The organism is Arthrobacter sp. BF1 (assembly GCF_056680215.1).
Genome location: NZ_CM155271.1, coordinates 933,734 through 950,793, shown reverse-complemented (window position 1 = coordinate 950,793; position 17,060 = coordinate 933,734). Strand labels below are relative to the sequence as shown.

20 protein-coding genes are annotated in these 17,060 nt (G+C 65.6%); 11 read left to right on the top strand and 9 right to left on the bottom strand.

The genetic code is table 11. The features are described 5' to 3' along the window. The first annotated feature begins 24 nt into the window (after nt 1–24). The 5 genes from AC1MCD_RS04585 (at nt 25) to AC1MCD_RS04565 (ending at nt 4,427) form a co-directional block, all read left to right on the top strand. Nucleotides 25–1,419 carry an MFS transporter gene (locus AC1MCD_RS04585; RefSeq protein WP_498676259.1) on the top strand — a complete coding sequence of 465 codons (1,395 nt, stop codon included), beginning with the start codon at nt 25–27 and terminating at the stop codon, nt 1,417–1,419. Then, entirely contained in the window at nt 1,416–1,913 is a 498-nt protein-coding gene (locus AC1MCD_RS04580) for a GAF domain-containing protein (RefSeq protein ID WP_498676257.1), read from the top strand. The genes AC1MCD_RS04585 and AC1MCD_RS04580 overlap by 4 nt, the downstream gene beginning before the upstream one ends. Continuing rightward, complete coding sequence (locus AC1MCD_RS04575) at nt 1,914–3,179, top strand: metal-dependent hydrolase family protein (protein WP_498676255.1); 1,266 nt, start codon at nt 1,914–1,916, stop codon at nt 3,177–3,179. Between the two features lie 640 nt (nt 3,180–3,819). Then, on the top strand, nt 3,820–4,287 hold the full coding sequence (locus AC1MCD_RS04570) for a hypothetical protein (protein ID WP_498676254.1): 468 nt from the start codon (nt 3,820–3,822) through the stop codon (nt 4,285–4,287). Between the two features lie 11 nt (nt 4,288–4,298). Beyond that, nucleotides 4,299–4,427: a hypothetical protein gene (locus AC1MCD_RS04565; protein WP_498676252.1), complete on the top strand. Its 129-nt coding sequence runs from the start codon at nt 4,299–4,301 to the stop codon at nt 4,425–4,427. A 695-nt stretch (nt 4,428–5,122) separates the two neighbouring features. On the opposite strand, the gene AC1MCD_RS04560 is transcribed toward AC1MCD_RS04565, so the two are convergent. After that, the gene (locus AC1MCD_RS04560) at nt 5,123–5,785 is read right to left on the bottom strand and encodes an excalibur calcium-binding domain-containing protein (protein ID WP_498676249.1); all 663 of its coding nucleotides are present in this window, start codon (nt 5,783–5,785) and stop codon (nt 5,123–5,125) included. A gap of 45 nt (nt 5,786–5,830) precedes the next feature. Beyond that, nucleotides 5,831–7,078 carry a GmrSD restriction endonuclease domain-containing protein gene (locus AC1MCD_RS04555; RefSeq protein WP_498676246.1) on the bottom strand — a complete coding sequence of 416 codons (1,248 nt, stop codon included), beginning with the start codon at nt 7,076–7,078 and terminating at the stop codon, nt 5,831–5,833. A 405-nt stretch (nt 7,079–7,483) separates the two neighbouring features. On the opposite strand from AC1MCD_RS04555, the gene AC1MCD_RS04550 reads away from it, so the two are divergent. After that, nucleotides 7,484–8,719, top strand: coding sequence for an MFS transporter (locus AC1MCD_RS04550; protein WP_498676242.1), 1,236 nt, complete (start codon nt 7,484–7,486; stop codon nt 8,717–8,719). 42 nt (nt 8,720–8,761) lie between these two features. Continuing rightward, nucleotides 8,762–9,664, top strand: a complete 903-nt coding sequence (locus AC1MCD_RS04545; protein WP_498676238.1) for an SAM-dependent methyltransferase — start codon at nt 8,762–8,764, stop codon at nt 9,662–9,664. A 64-nt stretch (nt 9,665–9,728) separates the two neighbouring features. Here the strand turns inward: AC1MCD_RS04545 and AC1MCD_RS04540 are convergent, their stop codons facing one another. Further along, entirely contained in the window at nt 9,729–9,872 is a 144-nt protein-coding gene (locus AC1MCD_RS04540; protein WP_498676236.1) for a hypothetical protein, read from the bottom strand. A gap of 137 nt (nt 9,873–10,009) precedes the next feature. Between AC1MCD_RS04540 and AC1MCD_RS04535 the strand changes: the two genes are divergently transcribed. Then, a complete protein-coding gene (locus tag AC1MCD_RS04535; RefSeq protein ID WP_498676235.1) occupies nt 10,010–10,804 on the top strand; it encodes an alpha/beta fold hydrolase in 795 nt (264 codons plus the stop codon). Between the two features lie 21 nt (nt 10,805–10,825). Beyond that, complete coding sequence (locus tag AC1MCD_RS04530) at nt 10,826–11,365, top strand: GNAT family N-acetyltransferase (RefSeq protein ID WP_498676233.1); 540 nt, start codon at nt 10,826–10,828, stop codon at nt 11,363–11,365. On the opposite strand, the gene AC1MCD_RS04525 is transcribed toward AC1MCD_RS04530, so the two are convergent. Continuing rightward, nucleotides 11,362–12,819, bottom strand: coding sequence for an FAD-dependent monooxygenase (locus AC1MCD_RS04525; RefSeq protein WP_498676231.1), 1,458 nt, complete (start codon nt 12,817–12,819; stop codon nt 11,362–11,364). The two genes, AC1MCD_RS04530 and AC1MCD_RS04525, sit on opposite strands and share 4 nt — an antisense overlap. 234 nt (nt 12,820–13,053) lie before the next feature. Here AC1MCD_RS04525 and AC1MCD_RS04520 point away from each other — a divergent pair, with 234 nt between their 5' ends. Both AC1MCD_RS04520 and AC1MCD_RS04515 read left to right on the top strand, forming a co-directional pair. Beyond that, nucleotides 13,054–13,800, top strand: coding sequence for an SDR family NAD(P)-dependent oxidoreductase (locus AC1MCD_RS04520; RefSeq protein WP_498676229.1), 747 nt, complete (start codon nt 13,054–13,056; stop codon nt 13,798–13,800). Next, nucleotides 13,797–14,231: a YkvA family protein gene (locus tag AC1MCD_RS04515; RefSeq protein WP_498676227.1), complete on the top strand. Its 435-nt coding sequence runs from the start codon at nt 13,797–13,799 to the stop codon at nt 14,229–14,231. The genes AC1MCD_RS04520 and AC1MCD_RS04515 overlap by 4 nt, the downstream gene beginning before the upstream one ends. A 49-nt stretch (nt 14,232–14,280) precedes the next feature. Here the strand turns inward: AC1MCD_RS04515 and AC1MCD_RS04510 are convergent, their stop codons facing one another. From AC1MCD_RS04510 to AC1MCD_RS04490, 5 genes are all read right to left on the bottom strand, one after another. Further along, the gene (locus AC1MCD_RS04510) at nt 14,281–15,045 is read right to left on the bottom strand and encodes an SGNH/GDSL hydrolase family protein (protein WP_498676226.1); all 765 of its coding nucleotides are present in this window, start codon (nt 15,043–15,045) and stop codon (nt 14,281–14,283) included. Nucleotides 15,046–15,243: 198 nt separating this feature from the next. Beyond that, the gene (locus AC1MCD_RS04505; RefSeq protein ID WP_498676224.1) at nt 15,244–15,360 is read right to left on the bottom strand and encodes an SHOCT domain-containing protein; all 117 of its coding nucleotides are present in this window, start codon (nt 15,358–15,360) and stop codon (nt 15,244–15,246) included. Nucleotides 15,361–15,719: 359 nt separating this feature from the next. Beyond that, nucleotides 15,720–16,115, bottom strand: coding sequence for a VOC family protein (locus tag AC1MCD_RS04500; protein ID WP_498676223.1), 396 nt, complete (start codon nt 16,113–16,115; stop codon nt 15,720–15,722). Continuing rightward, nucleotides 16,112–16,261 carry a ribbon-helix-helix domain-containing protein gene (locus AC1MCD_RS04495; protein WP_498676221.1) on the bottom strand — a complete coding sequence of 50 codons (150 nt, stop codon included), beginning with the start codon at nt 16,259–16,261 and terminating at the stop codon, nt 16,112–16,114. Before AC1MCD_RS04495 ends, AC1MCD_RS04500 begins: the two co-directional genes overlap by 4 nt. A gap of 80 nt (nt 16,262–16,341) precedes the next feature. Continuing rightward, nucleotides 16,342–17,016: a DUF1345 domain-containing protein gene (locus AC1MCD_RS04490; RefSeq protein ID WP_498676220.1), complete on the bottom strand. Its 675-nt coding sequence runs from the start codon at nt 17,014–17,016 to the stop codon at nt 16,342–16,344. Nucleotides 17,017–17,060 lie beyond the last annotated feature (44 nt).

The window sequence follows — 17,060 nt, the reverse complement described above, 5'->3', positions numbered from 1 at the left end:
TGGCCCACTTTGGCAGGAATCATCATGTCCCTCACAGCACGCTTGGACCGCCTGGCTCTCAGTCGTCCACACTACAAGCTTCTCCTCATCGGAGGCCTCGGCTACTCGTTCGACGGCATGGACGGGGCAGTGGTCGCCTTCCTCCTCCCCCGGATCCAGGAACTGTGGGGCCTCAGCAATGCAAGCCTCGGCCTGGTGGGCTCCGCCGCCCCGTTCGGCTTCTTCTTCGGCGCCATCCTCTCCGGCTATTTGGGCGACCGCTTCGGCCGCAAGAAGGTCATGCTCTGGGCGCTTGCTTTCTACTGCCTCATGTCGGTGGTGGCGGCCATGGCCCCCAACTTCGAGATCTTCCTGATTGCACGGATCTTCGCGGGCTTGGGTGCCGGCGCCGAGAGCGTCATCATTGCGCCGTTCCTGTCCGAGTTCATTCCCCCGAAGCGCCGTGGCTGGTTCATTGGAACCCTGGCCGGCTTCTTCTCCTTCGGCTTCGTTGGCGCGGCACTGATCGGGCGCTTTATTGTTCCGATGGGTGAGGACGGCTGGCGCTGGGCCCAGGTTGTCACAGCCATCCCGATTCTCCTCCTGCTGTGGTGGCGTCGAAGCCTGCCTGAATCCCCGCGCTTCCTCATCAGCCGTGGCCGCATGGCTGAAGCCACGCAGGTAGTAGAGCGTTTTGAGCAGAGCGTGGTGGCCGCTACCGGCAAGCAACTCACTCCGCTGACGCCCGGGAACGAAGAGATCATCAAGCACGAGCAGAAGATCAACATCTGGAACGCCCTCAAGTTCATGTGGTCCCGGGCCATGCGCCGCCGGACTGCTGTCATCTGGCTGATCTGGTTCGTGATCACGTTCTCGTACTACGGCTTCTTCTCCTGGATCCCCACGCTGCTGGTGGGTCGTGGCATTACCGTCACCAAGAGCTTCGAGTACTCGATCATCATTTACCTCGCGCAGATTCCCGGTTACTTCTCCGCCGCCTGGCTCAACGACCGGATCGACAGGAAGAACACCATCGCCCTGTATCTGGCCGGATCGGCGCTCAGCGCGTTTTGGCTGAGCCAATCCAACGACTCGGGGATGATTTTGGTGGCCGCGGCAACGTTGTCGTTCTTCCTGAACGGCACCTATGCCGGCGTCTACGCCTACACGCCGGAACTGTTCCCCACCTGGATGCGCGCCACCGGCGTGGGCCTGGCCAGCGCCGTGGGCCGTATCGGCAGCATCCTGGCACCGTCCATCATCGGCATCTTCTCAGTGGCCCTTGGCTTTGGCGGAGTGTTCGTCATGACAACGGTGGTGCTGACCGTCGGCGTCCTGGGTGTCGTCATCTTCGGCGCCTCCACCGCGGGCAAATCACTGGAGGACATCAATGCCCGCGCCGAGCATGATCCGGCACCGGCTGGAACAGGACAGAAATGAGCGGCATAGCAGACTCCATGAAGGCAGACACAGTGTTCCAGCAGACCTTCGAGGAGATGCGACGGGATCCCGGCGTCATCCTCTTCACCGCCCTCCAATGGATCCCGGAACGGTCCAGCCTTCGGCGGCTCTTCACCAGCCACCCGGCAGATTACCCGGTGGGTGGCGAGAAAACCGTGGAGATCTCCCCGGGCTGGCTCGGAACGGTCATTGAAGACAAAGAACCGTTCCTGGCCGCCGACCTGAACGCGCTGCGTGACGTCTTCGCCGATTCCGAACTCATCCAGCGGCTCGGGTGCGGTGCGGTCATCAACGTTCCTGTCCTTGACGGCGGCCGCAACGTGGTGGGCGTCCTGGCCATGCTGGACGCCGAAGGCGGCTACACCCAGCACAGTGTCGCTACCGCCGTCGACGTCGTCAACCGGAACCTGGCAGACCTGACCGCGGCCTTTGCCGCCCACCCCACCGAAGTCCCCGGGAAGGACACCGTCTAGATGAGCACCACCCCGTACACCCAGGACCCCAGTGAAGAGGCTGCCAGCACCGCTCCCCTGGTGATCCGCAACGCCAGCGTCCTGGACGTCGAGGCAGGCACCTACTCCGTTGCCGACGTCGTCAGTATTGACGGGAAAATAAGCGATATCGGTCCGGATGCCGAAGCGCCCTCGGGAGCCCGCGTCATCGACGGCACCGGCAAGTTCGTCATTCCGGGGCTCATCGATTGCCACGTCCACGTGGTCGCCTCCAGTGCCGACTTCCGGTCGCTGACGTGGACGCCAGCGTCATACGTCTACGCGCAGACCGCACGGATCATGGGCCAGATGCTGCGCCGCGGCTTCACCACCGTCCGGGACCTCTCAGGGGCTGACTTTGGCCTGGCGATGGCACAGCAGGAAGGCCTACTGGACGGACCCAAAATCCACTTTTGCGGGCACGCGCTCAGCCAGACCGGCGGCCATGGCGACATGCGGCTCCCGGGCGAAGACCACGAGCCCAACGGCCGTGGATGCTGTGGAATCGGCCGCGTGGCTGATGGCGTGGACGCTGTCCGGGCCGCCGCGCGGGATGAACTGCGCAAAGGCGCCCATCACATCAAGATCATGGCCTCCGGCGGAGTTTCCTCGCCTACCGACCGGATCGACTCCACTCAGTATTCGATGGAAGAGATGCGTGCCGCGGTGGAGGAGGCCGAGGCCGCCAACCGCTACGTCGCGGCCCACGCCTACACTGCGCGTGCCATCAACCGTGCCCTTGAGGCCGGCGTCCGTTCAATCGAGCATGGCAACCTGCTCGACGACGAGAGCCTCCGGCTGTTCCTCGAAAAGGACGCCTTCCTGGTCCCCACTCTTGTGACCTATTGGGCGCTCAAGGAGGAGGGCAGGAGCTTCGGTCTCACGGAGGAAATGTGGGCAAAGGTGGATTCGGTGCTCACCAGTGGCCTCGAAGCCATCGCCCGCGCGCACGAAGCCGGCGTCAAAATGGCTTTCGGAACTGACCTCCTTGGCGGCATGCACCGCCACCAGAACGAACAGTTCCGTCTTTTGGGGAAGGTCCAGCCGGCCATCGCCGCCATCCGCTCGGCAACCACGACGGCGGCCCTGCTCCTGGGGCGCGAAGGCGAGATCGGCATCGTGGCACCTGGCGCGGACGCAGACATGCTCGTGCTGTCCGCCGACCCGCTCGCCGACATCGCTGTGCTGGCCGATATTGCCGACCACCTGGACGTACTGGTCCAGAACGGGCGGGTGGTCAGCCCCTAACACTGCGCGGCCGGCGCCGTTCCGGATCAGTTCGGAAGAGGTTCGTTAGGCTGGGACTATGCGTACGGCGCGGGCCCGTGGTTCCTGCCTCCGTCCGGCGCATATGGCTTGGGGGCGCGCCGCCACCGGGCGTGCCATCGAGCATTGGACTGCCATGAACAAAGCTATCGCCGCCACTGCGGTGGCCGCAGCCCTGCTGCTCACGGGCTGCGCGGCTTCGTCATCCCCGGTGGACACCGCCCCGGACGCCCCGTCTGGCATGACGACGGCCAGCCAGACTGCTGCGGCCCCGGCATCACTGCCTGCGGCCACAGTTGATGACGATAGGACGGGCGACTTCACCACGGCGAACGCCGGCGCAGCCTGGTCGCAAGATCAAATCCGCAACGGTCACCGAACCCGGCCGGATCAAGATCGAGACCAGTATTGTTGACCCGCGGGGTGTTAACGGAAGCGAACCTGCCAGGACCGCGATCGCCATATGCGAGGCCGCCGTTGCCATCTTCGGCCCCAGCTACGTGGCCGTGATGGAGGATGACGGAACGCAATTCGTCCTGTTCGGCCACCCCTCCGTGCCGGCGGGCGCATGTACGGAAGTCTGAATCCTGCCGAGCCACCCCGTCACCCCAGAGGAAACAGTATGGTCTACGACCGAGAGCGTGAGAAGCGCAACGACACCGTTTACGCCGAACACAAGAAGGCAATCGCCGCCGGCGAGAAGCGCGTCCTCCGCAAGACCAGAACCGGGGAGTTGCACAGCTACCCCGCGGACGAGATCGGCATCACTCCCGGACGCGGTCAGGCCCAGGTCAGCACCTGGTGGGGCATGGGGATCCTCGCCGCCGTTGGCGCTGTGCTGGCCGTCCTTTCAGTGCTAATTTTGTTGGCCCCTCTGAGACAGGGCGAAGGTCCATTCTGGGGTTCGCTGTTCCTGACGGCCATGTCTGCAGGCCTCACGTTCTATGCGTTGAGCCTTGCACGGGACGAGTACAGGGCCACGCAATTGCGCAAGCTGCGCAACTCCCCCAAGCCCGGGACAGGCAACGTGGACATCGATCTCCTTGAATTGGGCCAGCAACGTCCCCACCGACCCGACACGTCCCGATAGGATCCGTTCCCATGTTCAACCAGCGCAGGCAGTTCCGCAGACCCGGCACCCTTTGCGACCCCGGCAGTTTCAAGATCCGGCAGTACGCGGAGCAGTACGGGCTGCGTGCTCAGCAGGACAACGCGGCGCAGGTGCGGTGATGGATCAGGGTGTTGCAACGCTGGTGGCTATTGGCTGCGTGCCGGTGCTTATGGCGATGGTGTTTCTCCTGAACTCCTTCTGGCAGCGCCGGCACCGGCGCACCAGGCCGCCGCGACACCAGGGCGAGCCTCAATCCCAGCGGGGCCGCGTGTACAAGAATCCGCCGCCCACCAATCACAACCAGGACCAGTGGAGCGGTTGGCCCTGATCGTCCATTGTTCGCGACGGCCAAGACTATGCACTACCCGGCCTTCACGGCGCGAACCAGACAGTTCTGGAACAAGTAGCAGCCGAGTACGGGCTTTCCATCGAGCTCCGCGACCACTATGTCAGGGGCACCTACGCAGTGCTCGATGCCGCCGGCCATAATGCTCACCTTGAACGCCCGGATCTGGCTGCCGCCCTCGTAAAGGATTGGCTCGGGCGGGCCAGGAGCTCCGGAAATGGCGCGCCGCCATCGTAATTCACGACGGCGGCCACTCACCAGCTGTGCCTCATCTACTGCCCAGGTGCCCGGACGACGGCGTCTTCTTCGGCGCCTCGTCTATGTACTCCGGTGTCATCAGCGGCGAACACTTCTGCAACTGGTCTGGGTGCTGACCGGAGCGGGGCCGTCGTGGGGCACATAGACCGTGATTCGGCCCCGCAACGGCAGTATCCGCGGCGTGTCCGTGTCAATGTGCCCCAGTTCGGTTTACTTATCGCACCCGATCCCGTCGCCGTCCCGGTCAAGGTGCTTCCCATATCCGGGGGTACCGCCATAGATGGGAGCCGCTCCGGCTTGGCGTGCCGCCGTGCAGTTCGCGTAGTAGACGGAAGCCGGAGCCGGCGCCTTGACAGCGGGTGCTGGTGCCGGTGCGGGTGCCGGGACTACCGGAGCTGGCTTCGCGGCCTGCGCCGCCGCCTGATCCGCTGCGGCCTTGTCTGCCGCAGCTTTCTCAGCCGCGGCCTTGTCCGCCGCAACTTTTGCTGCAGCAGCTGCCTCTGCGGCAGCCTTTTCTGAGGCGGCCTTGTCGGCGGCAGCCTTTTCAGCCTCAATCTTTTCGAGGGACTTGACGCCAAGATTCACGGTGGAACCCTTTGCCGCGGATGCGCCTTCCGTGGGGTCTTGGGACATGACCTGCCAGTTCTTCTTGGACATGATCTTCTTGCCGTCGATGATGTCCACGGCCTCGACCTTAAACCCAAGATCTTCCAGTTGATCCGTGGCTTTGTCCAGAGTCAGGCCGACAACGCCTGGAACCGCGACAGCATCAACCACTGCTGCGGCCGCCGTCGGCTGTTCTGCCTTCTGAGCGCCACCGCATCCGGTCAGCATGAGGCCGGTGAGCACAACTAATGCCAGTGTCTTTTTCATATTTCCCCCTTGGAAAGTTCGGAACATTGGAGTGATGGAACTGGTCTAGCTTTCGCAGGCCACGCCGTCATTGTCGCGGTCCAGCGCCGCCCGGTAGCCGGCCTGCCCGGCACGGATCGGTGCGGCGCCGGCGGCCTTGGCCGCCGCGCAGTTGGCGTAGTAGACGGCTGCGGGCGCGGGTGCCGGAACGACCGGGGCAGCCGGCGCGGGAGCAACCGGCGCCACCGGAGCCGGAGCCACGGGGGCTGGTGCCACCGGCGCCGGAGCGGGCGCCACCGGAGTGGGTGCAGGTGCCGCCGCGGCCACAGGTGCCTTCTCGTTCGTCGGTGCCAACTGGCCGGCGCAGTCTGCAAGGATTCTGGCCATCGCGTCGTGCTCTGCCTGGGTGACCCACAGGCTGTACGTTGCCTTCACCGAAATCTGCCGCGCCACATACTCGCACCGGAAGCCTTTGTTCGGCGGCAACCAGGTGGCTGCGTCGCCGTCGCTCTTTTTCATGTTGGTGGGACCGTCCGTCGACTGCAGGTTCAGCGGGTCGTTGGCAAAGGCCGTGCGCTGTTCCGTGGTCAGCTGCTGCGCGCCTTTCTGCCAGGCGTCGCTGAGGGCAACAACATGGTCGATCTGCACGGCGTTGCTTGTGGCGCTCCCCCGCTGGAAGCTGATGGTGGAACCGGTGTAGGGGTCCGCGAGCGTTCCGGACTGGACCTTGCACGGAACGCTATTAGTGAACGTGATGCCGGTCAGGTCGCGCTTGAGCATGTCATTCCGGGTGTCGCAGCCGTTGCGGTCAACGTCCAGCCACGCCTGCCCGAACAGCGCACGGTCATAGCCGGTCTTCGGCGCCCGGCCCTTGATGGGAAGGGTGGCCAGCAGATCGACCGCCTTGGTGGCGAACGCGGGCTGCCCCTTCGGAGCCGTGGCATTGGCGCCGTTCGCCAGGGCGGAAGCCGTCTCAGGATCGAGCGGAGCCTCCGTGGCCTGGGCGGTTGGAGCGGACGACGGCGCCACGGACGTTTCCGGGGAGGCGCTCGCTGAGGCGGTTGCCGGCGAGGCATCCCATCCCGAAGAGGCTGCCTGAAGGCCGTCCGCGCTGGTCCGCGGCAACGTCACGGCGCCCGTGAAGAACAGGGCAAAGGAAACCGCGAGGGCGATGGCCCCTGCCTTCCGCTTCGCCGGAAGCCACGCCCACGACCGGCGTCCTGTGAGCAGGACGTAGAGGCTGGTCAGCCCCGCCGAGATGCCCAGGAAAACCAGCGCCCCGCCGAACCCTCCAACGAAGGCACCAATAATCACGAAGAGGGCTGTAATGCCGCCGGCGACCAGCGTGGAAGCCCGCGGCCGCCTGGGCGGATTCGGCCCGGGCTCAGGAGCAGACGGTGCTGACCCGAAAAGGGTCTGGTAGTTCGACAATTCTTATTCCCCAATAGTCAGGGCTCGACGTTGAGCCCGACCTTTTCTCTTGAAACTTCACGTAAATGCTGAGCCTATTCCGCAGGGAGGCAGGAAAACCGAAATTGCGATGAACCTCGGACAACGTTGATGGATTCTTGAGCCGGTCTTGATCGGAGGCCGGGTGGCAGCCCCTGTCCGCGTAAGGGGGGCACTGGCTATACCCCTATAAGCGGAGCCTTCCTCGCCAGCGAGCGAACGGGTGCAATGGATGCAGGCCATTTTCCACTGCACCAATGAGGAGTTCGCATGCGCGGGCAGACAACAATCAAGGACGGCGTTACGGCCGGAGGTACCAAGAACGTTAAGGACCGACGGCGGCCCCCGCTTCCGCTGGTGGTCTACGTTCTGGCGCTGGGCACGTTCCTCATGCTCACCAGCGAGTTCGTGGTGGCGGGCATTCTGCCGCTGATCGCAAGTGACATGCAGGTGAGCGTCGCGCAGGCCGGATCGCTGATCACCGTCTTCGCGATCGGCATGGTGGTGGGCGCGCCGCTGATGGCGATGCTGACAATGCGTCTGTCCAAGCAGGTGACGCTGGTCCTGGCACTCATCGTCTTCGTTGCCGGCCATGTTGTGGTGGCGCTTGGCCAGGACTTCACGCTGCTGCTGGTGGCACGGTTCGTCAGCGCTCTCGCCACCGGCGCGTTCTGGGCGGTCTCGGCTGTGGTGGCCACCCGCGCCGCGGGGCCGTCCTCCGGTGCCCGGGCGGTGGGGATAGTGGGCGCCGGCGGGGCCCTGGCCACCGTCCTCGGCGTGCCTCTGGGGGCCTTCGTCGCGCAGCTGGTCGGCTGGCGCGGAACCTTCTGGGCGCTCGCGGCGGCCGCCGCGCTGGCCACCGTCCTCGTCGCCCGCCTTATTCCGCAGGATGCCCCCGGCGCGTACCCAACGTCCATCCGTGCCGAACTGGCCGGGCTGCGCTCGGGCCGGCTGTGGCTGGCACTGGCTGCCTGTGCTACGACGTGCGGCGGCGTACTCGCCGCCTACTCCTACATCGCCCCGATCCTCATCGACCAGGCTGGCGTGAGCGTATCCCAGGTCCCGCTGGTGCTCACCGGGTTCGGCATCGGTTCCGTCATCGGCACGCTCCTCGCCGGCCGTTTCGGCGACGCCCACCCGGGCCCGATCACCATCATCACCCCCGCCGTGACCACCATCCTCCTGCTCGCCATCAGCCTGGTATCCGGTTCGCCATGGCTGACCAGCGCCCTGGTGGTCCTGCTGGGGCTGTTCGGTCTCAGCGCCAACAGCGTGCTGATCCACCTTGCGGTGCGCTTCGCCGGGAAGGCCGCCACCCTCGGCTCCGCCCTCAGCGTCTCCGCGTTCAACGCCGGCACCGCGGTGGGCACCGCTCTCGCTGGCGCCGCCCTGGTCTCCCCCTTGGGGACCACCGGGCCGGGGCTGGTGGGCACCATCATTGCCGCGTTGACCCTGATTCCCGCCACTGCACTCGCCTTAGCGCGCCGCCGCCGGGCGGCGCAGTAGGCTCCGCAGTGAGAAGAAATACGACGGCGGGAGGAACCACGCGTGAGTGACCTTGAGGACCAGGGGCTGCCGCTGACGGCCCTTGCCGTGGCCGCAGGCAGGGCGGTGGAAACGTCCCGGCCCGACGGCCTCGTGACGGACCCGTTTGCCGTGGCTCTGGTGGAAGCTGCCCGGTCCCACGTGGATTTCCCCACCGCCTGGCCAGCGGATCCCGGCGCCGCCTCCCCGCTGCAGCAGCCGCTTCTGCTGGCATCGATCTACATCGCGGTGCGGACCCGGTTCATCGACGATTTCCTGCGTTCAGATTCACTGCCGCCAACCCCTCAGACGGTGCTGCTGGGCGCTGGGCTGGACACCCGCGCGTACCGCCTCCCCTGGCCCGCGGGCTCTCGGGTCTTCGAAATCGACCATGCGAACGTCCTGGAGTTCAAAGCCGGCGTGCTGGGCCGGCTTTCGGCGCAGCCGCAGTGCGGGCTCATCACGGTGGCCACGGACCTGTCCCGCCCGTGGCGGAAGCCGCTCACATCGGCCGGCTTTGATCCGAAACAGCCCACCACCTGGATCCTCGAAGGACTGCTGCCCTACCTCGACGTCGCCGCCCAGCTGTCCGTGCTGAAGGAAGTGGCAGCTTTGTCTGCGCCGGGCTCACGGGCCGTGATTGAGCGGGCCGTGCCGCTGCCCAAGACCGACGATATGGAAGCCAAGCTGCGCGACTTCAGCCTGCAGACGGGACTGTCCATGGGTGAGCTCCTGGCGCGGGCCGACCCGCCCGATCCGGCGGAGCTGCTCACGTCAGCGGGCTGGCTTTGCAGCGGACATTCGGTTCAGGAGTTGTGCGCCACCTACGGCCGCACACTGTCCCTCGACGCGCAGGGCCAACCCGCACCGGCGCAGGAGCCTGCGTCCGGGCAGTCACGGGGCGGCTTCGTCACTGCCCTGCGCTGAGACGATCTGCCGGCACCCAGCCCTAGTGCCGCCGTCGTACTTTCTGCGTTTCCCGCCCGCGGCATCAGGACACGCGGCGGAATTCCCCTGACGCGAGCTGGACATGGAAGGGCAGCACCAGCTGGATGTGGGTGTCGCCGATGGGCTCCTCGAGCAGCTCGTTGATGGAGGTCTGCCCCTCCAACTCGCTGCACCGGTCTTTGCCCATAAATCGACCCTATGCGGGCCGGGCCGGAGTAAATCGCAGGACACGGTGAGAGCCTGGCCTCTTCCTCCGGCGCCATGGCTTGCGGCCGCCGCCCGGTGGCATGATGGGCGCATGAGCCGAGTCACGTGCGGTCTGCCATGTCCTCCGTAATCCGGGTTCTCAGGCTCCGCACAGGCATCTCAGTTCCGTGCTTGGTCCACGGTGACTCCGGCGACAACCCGGTGCTGCTGCTGCACGCCTGGGGCGAATCCCGGAGCAGCTTTGACCGCCTGATACCCGAACTGAAGGGCTTCAGGGTCTACGCGCCGGACCTCCGCGGGCAGGGCGAGGCGGACAAACCCGCGGGCGGCTATTCCCTGGCGGAACAGGCCGCGGACGCCGCGGCCATCCTGGACGCCATCACCGTGGCGAGGGCCGCCGTCGTCGGTTCCTCCAGCGGCGGCTACGTTGCCCAGCAGCTCGCCGTTGACCATCCCGAAAAGGTGGCGGCGCTGGTGCTGGTGGGTGCTCCACTGAGCGTTCAAGGCCGGGCCGACTTCGCCGACGAGGTGGATAAGCTTACCGACCCCCTGGACGAGGACTGGGTGCGTGAATCGCTGACTTGGTTTCCCCTGTTGAACGAGGTTCCATCATCGTTCATCGATGACCGCGTGCGGGACGGCCTCAGGATGCCCGCCCACGCGTGGCGTAACATCCTGAGCGGCCTGACTGAAGCCACCCCGCCCTCGGAATCGGGCACTATCCGCGCACCCACCTTGCTCCTGTGGGGTGAACAGGACAGCTTGCTGCCACGACGTACCCAGGAAACCCTGGCGTCCCGAATCAATGGGGCCGTGCTTAAGGTCTATCCCGGGGTAGGGCATATGGTGCTGTGGGAATGCCCGGCCCAAGTGGCGGCGGATACGACGGCGTTCCTCACCTCCCTTGACTGACGCCCGGACTACGATCGTGGGATGCCCCTCCTTATCGCTCCTGACACCAGCTACCATTCCTCATGGCTGGAAGGATCCGCGGAATTCGACGGGGCCCACCGGGACGGCGGCGGCGCGGAGGACTGGCCCCTGGCGGACCTTGCAGATAGCCGGTCGTTCAGCCGCTTTGTGGACACCCTCCGCAACGATGCCTTGCCGGAGAGCCCGCGGAAACCCGGCCACGTTCCGTGCACCTACTTGTGGATCGTGGAGGGTGACACGTTCCTGGGTTCGCTGGCCATCCGGCACGAGCTCAACGATTTCCTCCTCAACACGGGCGGCCACATCGGCTACAGCGTCAGGCCCTCAGCGAGGCGCCGCGGCCACGCAGCCGCCGCGCTAGCCGCGGCCCTGCCGGTTGCCCGGGAACTCGGCATCCGCAGGGCCCTTCTCACCTGCGATGAGCACAACGCCGGATCCCGGGCCACCATCGAAAGGAACGGCGGCGTCTACGAGGACACCCGAAACGGCAAGCGCCGCTACTGGATCGACACGGCCGCCATCCGTCCTGCGGTGAGTTAGTTTCGCGCGGGCCCGAACCAGGTGGCCAGCGCTTCCTCCAAGCCCGCCTGAGTCCCGTCTGCCGTCCACGCCACGTGCCCGTCGGGCCGGATCAGCACGGCCGCAGGAGCGCTGACGGCACCGATCACCGGAAGTTCCCACCCGCCGTCGTACGTTGCATCCACCAGCTGCACCCGGTCCGCCCACGGCCCCGGCTCGATACTCCCCGGCACACCGAGGTTGAGCAGCACCGCGCGGGCATGGTGCAGGAGGCCGAACACGCGCAACGGGCCGTTGGCGGTGACGACGTCGAGATCGGGCATGCGGCGCCCGAGCAGCGGGTGCCCCTCGCCGAAGTCGTAACGGACGTCCAGACCGGAAATGAGCCCCGCCACCTGCTTCCGGGCCTCATCGATGGTCAGCAGTCCGGCCACCGTGTCTGCCAGTGCCCCGACGCGCGGATCGGCCTTTTGCATGATCGCCTGCGCCATCGTGTGCTTCAGCGCGCGCGCCCCCGCGGGATGCCGCTCTGCGTGATAGCTGTCCAGCAGGCTGTCCGGGGCGGTGCCCCTGACCACCTGGGCGAGCTTCCAGCCAAGGTTCACGGCGTCCTGGATGCCGAGCCCGATCCCCTGCCCGCCCGAAGGGGAATGGATGTGCGCGGCGTCCCCGGCCAGCAGCACCCGGCCGCTGCGGTAGGCCGCGGCCTGCCGCGTGGCGTCCGAGAATCGCGAGATCCACGTCGGAGAGTGGACCCCGAAGTCGGTGTTGTAGATGTCGGTCAGCGCCTTGCTGAGGTCGGCCAGGGTGGGCTCAGTGGCCGGTCCCAGTTGCTTCTCGGTCACCACCACCCGCGTGGTCCGTCCGTCCTCCATCAGGTGCAGCCCGTGGACGCCCACCTCGTCGATGCGCATGCCCGCCGGCGTCTCCCCTGTCACCTCCACCTCGGCGATCAGGCTGCTCCTGGTCGCGTCCCAGCCGGGGAACCCGATGCCGGCAGCCTTGCGGACACCGCTCCGCCCGCCGTCGGCGCCTACCAGGTACTGTGCGCGCATTTGTTCCCCGTCGCTGAGATGCACGTCCACGCCACTGCCGTTCTGGGAGAAGCCGGCCACTTCGAGCCCCCGGTGGACGGGCACGCCGAGCTCCTCGATCCAGCCGGCGAGGATCCGCTCAATATGGTTCTGCCACAGGCCCAGCGTGTACGGGTGCCGGGTGGGAAAGTCGCTCACGTCCAGCTTGGTGGTCCCGAAGAACGCTGCCTGGACGGGCGTCCCCTCGGCGAGGAACCGGTCCACAATCCCGCGCTGATCCAGGATTTCGATGGTCCGCGAGTGGAACCCGCCCGCCCGCGAGCCCACCAGCTCCGCCGTGGGGCGGCGCTCCACAATCGCCGCCTCCACTCCTGCCAGCGCCAGCTCACCGGCCAGCATCATCCCGGTGGGACCGCCGCCGGCAACGATCACATCAACCATCCAAGGCTCCGTCCGGCGAGACCGACGTCATCAGGATGGTCTTGCGCATTCTGGTACCTCCGGTGGCAGCGAAACGCGGCAGGGTCGCCGTCGTATCTCCCAGTCAAGCATCACCGATTCAGCTGCAACAGGTCCCATTCCCCGGCCCGCCCCCGAAAACCCGTTGTAATGGGCCCTCATGTGCCTCAAGCAGAACGTACTGTGAGAGTAGCTGGGCGCAGAAAAGGAGGACTGATGGCGCGCATTTTTATTACCGGCTCCACCGACGGACTCGGGCTGGCCACAGCGCAGTCCCTCCTGGACGGCGCCCACGATGTCATCGTGCACGCACGCAGCACCGGACGGCTGGGCGCCCTGCAGGAGCTGGCTGACCGCGGCGCGGCGACCGTTGTGGGCGACTTGTCGGACCCTGCACAAACCCGGGACCTTGCGGACCAGGTGAACCGGACCGGCCCCGTGGACGCCGTCATCCACAACGCGGGCGTGCTGAGCGGTCCCGATATTTTCCAGGTCAACGTCGCGGCCCCTTACCTTCTGACGGCCCTCATTCACCGCCCGCGCCGGCTGATCTACCTCAGCAGCGGCATGCACCGCGGCGGCCACGCGGGCAGCTTCCGCGACGGAGCCGGCGCCGGGTCCGGCTCACGCGGTGCGCCCCGGGTGTCCTATTCGGACAGCAAGCTTTACGTCACCGCGCTCGCAGCGGCAGTCGCCCGGTTATGGCCTGACGTTCTCAGCAACGCCGTGGATCCGGGCTGGGTGCCCACCAAGATGGGCGGCCCGGGCGCTCCGGACGATCTTCGGCTCGGGCACGTTACCCAGGAGTGGCTGGCCACCAGCGATGACGCCGAAGCACTCACGAGCGGCGGCTACTGGCACCACCAGCACCGGGATCAGGCGCATCCTGCCGCTCTGGACCAGCACCTGCAGGACGAACTCCTGGATTATCTGGCTCGTCTCACGGGAGAACGACTGACGTGAGTGCGCAGTGGTGGGAAATTGTTCTCGGAGCCCTGGCGGGGCTGGTGGCCGTCTACGCCATCCTTCTGCTGGCTTTGTGGGCCTACGCCCGGCGTCACCCGGAGACAGTGGGAATGCGTGATGCGTTGCGGCTACTGCCTGACGTGCTGCGCGTTCTCAGACGCGTGGCCGCCGACCCGTCAGTATCGCGCGGGGTGCGAATCAAGTTGTTCCTTCTGCTGGGCTACCTGGCCTTCCCGATCGACCTGGTCCCGGACTTCCTGCCGCTGATCGGCTATGCCGATGACGTGATCATCATGGCCCTGGTCCTTCGCTCCGTGATTCGCTCCGCGGGTCCGGACTCCTTAAGGCGTCATTGGCCCGGCACTCCGGCCGGGCTTGCCGTCGTCGAACGCCTCGCGGGCCTTCCGGCACCCCGCGACGCGGGGTAGCGGCTACAGGCCTGTTCCAGCGTCGGCAGGCTTTTCGTGGCGCGGGCGTTCAGTCCTGCATGGCAGCGGAAAGAATCCGCTGCATCATGTCCCGCAGGAACTCTTGCCCCTCGGCGCTCGGGTGTTCACCATCCGGTCCCAACAGGACGTCGGCGCGGCCATTTAACCACTGTTCGGCTATGGGATCGATGAAATCCATGCCCATGTACTGCGCCGCGGAAGCCTCAATGTCGCGTACGTCGGTTAACACCGGGTCCGTCTCCTCGCCGCCGGACAGTGGGCCGACCGCCACGAGAACCGCGTTTGGGGCCACGGACGAGGCGGCAGCGAAGGCCAGGACCGCAGCGTCCATGAGCTCATCCGGACGGGCCCCGGTATCGTTGTCGGACCCGAAAAAGACCACAACGTCCGTGTCAGGGCTGACGGCTTCCTGGACTTCCATGCTGAAGGTGTCCCCGTCGTCACCGGGAACCAGGTATCCGCTGCCGTTCTCTGACGCGTTGGTGACCTGCACCGGCCGCTGGTTGGACAGGCGCACCGATTGAAGGAGTTCCGGCCACGCCTGCTCCGGAGACGTTCCCAGTCCCGTGCTCAGGGAGTCCCCGATCACGACAACCCTGACCGTGGTATCGCCGGACTCTGACGCCGGTATGCTCGTCCCGGCAGCTGCCTGTGCAGTGCCGGTTGAGATCGGTGGAGCGGGCCTGGCCAGCCCGTCAGCGCTGGCCGGGGTGCACGCGGCGGTCACAAGAAGGAGCATCGCAGCACCGGATGCCTTCAGCGCGGCGAGGACGCGCGGCGATGACCCCTTCATCCACTCCTCCAAGATCCCGGCAGTCAGGAAAACTAACGCAATCCGTGAATACCTATGTTAACCCGCCCGCCTGAAGGTAAGCTGCGTCCGATCAAATCAGGGCCGTGGCATTCGCCGGTGACGCGGTTCCGCCGGTGATGTTCAGCGGTTTGATGGTGATGAAGGCATCCCATTGGCCGGCGTCTACTAGCTGCAGTATCAGTCTCCAAGGATGCGGCGCTTGGCGGCGCTGAATTCCTCGTCAGAGAGTGCGCCTTTCGCATGGAGCTCTGCAAGGAGAGCCAGTTCTGCCGCCACCGACCTTCCGCCCCTCATCCTGCCAAGCATTGCGCGATGGTCCGCGCGGGCCTCGGTCCGCGCGGATTCCGGGCTCCGCCCTCGTGATGAGTTTTTGACGGCAATCGCGATGAGTAGGGTTATCGCAAGGACGCCTAAAGCGATTCCCAAGGGGACCCGAAATGGCTCTGTTGCATTCGCCACGACTGCAATAACCGCTCCAGATGCAACTGCACACGCCCCAGCTACCCGAAGCCACCTCCGGCTGATGCTGAACGCGAACAGGTATCCGCCGGGCTCGGTAGAAACCGCGTGCTGGTTCATCTGCCGAGGATAGCCCTGCGCACAGGCATTGAACATCCCCCGGAGGTTTCTCTACCGCTGGCACGCCTAAGGGGTTACTTCAGCGCAGCTGATTCCCGTATCTCGTAGCTGAGGTTCTGAAGGTCCTCATCCATTTCATTGACTTGGATGAGGTATCCGTCGGGGTCCTCGACAGTGATAAAACGGCCGAAGGTCTCGTCCCTGACGTCCGAAGGTGCATACCCGGCAGCCGTTAGCCGCTCGACGGTAAGCTCCAGCTTTTCGTCGGTGGAGAAGTGCAGTGCGACCGCCCCGGCATCTGCCTGCGTGGTTCCCGCCTGGGCAATATGGAGGCCCAGTTGGCCCCCGTCGGAGTGCAGGTCCGCCCAGGTCCCGCTCGTTGCCGCAGTGTTCTCGTTCAGCCCAAGGGCGGTATAGAACTTTCCGGCGAGCTCGATGTTCCGCACGAAGCGAATTGGAGTAACCCTCATTTGCTTGAACCTTCCTTGCCTAAAGCCTCGGTGAGTACTTCCTCAACGAAGGACGACAGCGATAAGCCGCGTTCGATTGCTGCGTGCTTAACCTGTTTGACCAGGTCAGTCGGCAGATAAACATTGAATTGCGCTTTGTCGGCCATACCTAGCATGCTAGCAATCTAGCTACTGCTTGGCAACGGTAGGTTCTGGCTGAATCCGGGCCGCGTCCCGGATTCGTTGTCTAGTGGATCAGGCCGGCGACGAGGTTGATGGTGGTGGCCAGAACGATAGTTCCCAGCAGATAGGACAGCAGCGCCTGGCGCAGCACGGTGGCTCGTATCTCCTCAGTCTTCAGGTCTGTGTCCGAGACCTGGAAGGTCATGCCGACCGTGAAAGCCAGGTAAGCGAAGTCCAGGTAGCGCGGAAGTTTGTCCTCGTTGAAGTCCACCCCAGCCCTGTTCCGGTAATAGATGGAGGCATAGCGCAGGGTGAAGAGCGTGTGGACCAGGAACCAGGACAACGCCACGCTGCCCAGGGCCATCGAAATGATGGCCGCCTTCGTGCCCCCCTCGGCATTGGAGGCATCCAGCAGAATGAGGGCCACGCCGGCGAAGCTGGCCATCGTGGCACTTAAAACGAGTGCATCGGAGACGCCCCTTCCCGGATCTTCGCGCCGCGCGTGGGCCGCCGTGGCATCCGCCTGCAGCCGCCCGATGACAGCCCAAACCCAGATGAGATAGGTCAGTGACGCCGCCGCCCAGCCCATGGCTGGCGCGTAGGCCCATGACTTCAACAAGGCCCCCACGGCCAGAGCCGTCCCCAGACCCACAATGACCATCACCGCGACCCGCAGGCGCGAACGATGAACAAGCCTGTTGAAACGCCGGTCCGGGCGGGTCCTGTCAGGTGCATTCATAGGTCGATCATCCCATCCAGGCGGCCCCCCGTACCCCTGAACCG

Excerpts from the sequence above, each read along its gene's own strand:
- AC1MCD_RS04520 (WP_498676229.1), top strand. The coding sequence starts at position 13,054 with ATGGCGCGCATTTTTATTACCGGCTCCACCGACGGACTCGGGCTGGCC.
- AC1MCD_RS04530 (WP_498676233.1), top strand. The coding sequence starts at position 10,826 with ATGCCCCTCCTTATCGCTCCTGACACCAGCTACCATTCCTCATGGCTG.
- AC1MCD_RS04585 (WP_498676259.1), top strand. The coding sequence starts at position 25 with ATGTCCCTCACAGCACGCTTGGACCGCCTGGCTCTCAGTCGTCCACAC.
- AC1MCD_RS04505 (WP_498676224.1), bottom strand. The coding sequence starts at position 15,360 with ATGAGGGGCGGAAGGTCGGTGGCGGCAGAACTGGCTCTCCTTGCAGAG.
- AC1MCD_RS04490 (WP_498676220.1), bottom strand. The coding sequence starts at position 17,016 with ATGAATGCACCTGACAGGACCCGCCCGGACCGGCGTTTCAACAGGCTT.
- AC1MCD_RS04580 (WP_498676257.1), top strand. The coding sequence starts at position 1,416 with ATGAGCGGCATAGCAGACTCCATGAAGGCAGACACAGTGTTCCAGCAG.
- AC1MCD_RS04500 (WP_498676223.1), bottom strand. The coding sequence starts at position 16,115 with ATGAGGGTTACTCCAATTCGCTTCGTGCGGAACATCGAGCTCGCCGGA.
- AC1MCD_RS04495 (WP_498676221.1), bottom strand. The coding sequence starts at position 16,261 with ATGGCCGACAAAGCGCAATTCAATGTTTATCTGCCGACTGACCTGGTC.
- AC1MCD_RS04565 (WP_498676252.1), top strand. The coding sequence starts at position 4,299 with ATGTTCAACCAGCGCAGGCAGTTCCGCAGACCCGGCACCCTTTGCGAC.
- AC1MCD_RS04560 (WP_498676249.1), bottom strand. The coding sequence starts at position 5,785 with ATGAAAAAGACACTGGCATTAGTTGTGCTCACCGGCCTCATGCTGACC.
- AC1MCD_RS04525 (WP_498676231.1), bottom strand. The coding sequence starts at position 12,819 with ATGGTTGATGTGATCGTTGCCGGCGGCGGTCCCACCGGGATGATGCTG.
- AC1MCD_RS04575 (WP_498676255.1), top strand. The coding sequence starts at position 1,914 with ATGAGCACCACCCCGTACACCCAGGACCCCAGTGAAGAGGCTGCCAGC.
- AC1MCD_RS04550 (WP_498676242.1), top strand. The coding sequence starts at position 7,484 with ATGCGCGGGCAGACAACAATCAAGGACGGCGTTACGGCCGGAGGTACC.
- AC1MCD_RS04570 (WP_498676254.1), top strand. The coding sequence starts at position 3,820 with ATGGTCTACGACCGAGAGCGTGAGAAGCGCAACGACACCGTTTACGCC.
- AC1MCD_RS04510 (WP_498676226.1), bottom strand. The coding sequence starts at position 15,045 with ATGAAGGGGTCATCGCCGCGCGTCCTCGCCGCGCTGAAGGCATCCGGT.
- AC1MCD_RS04535 (WP_498676235.1), top strand. The coding sequence starts at position 10,010 with ATGTCCTCCGTAATCCGGGTTCTCAGGCTCCGCACAGGCATCTCAGTT.
- AC1MCD_RS04540 (WP_498676236.1), bottom strand. The coding sequence starts at position 9,872 with ATGGGCAAAGACCGGTGCAGCGAGTTGGAGGGGCAGACCTCCATCAAC.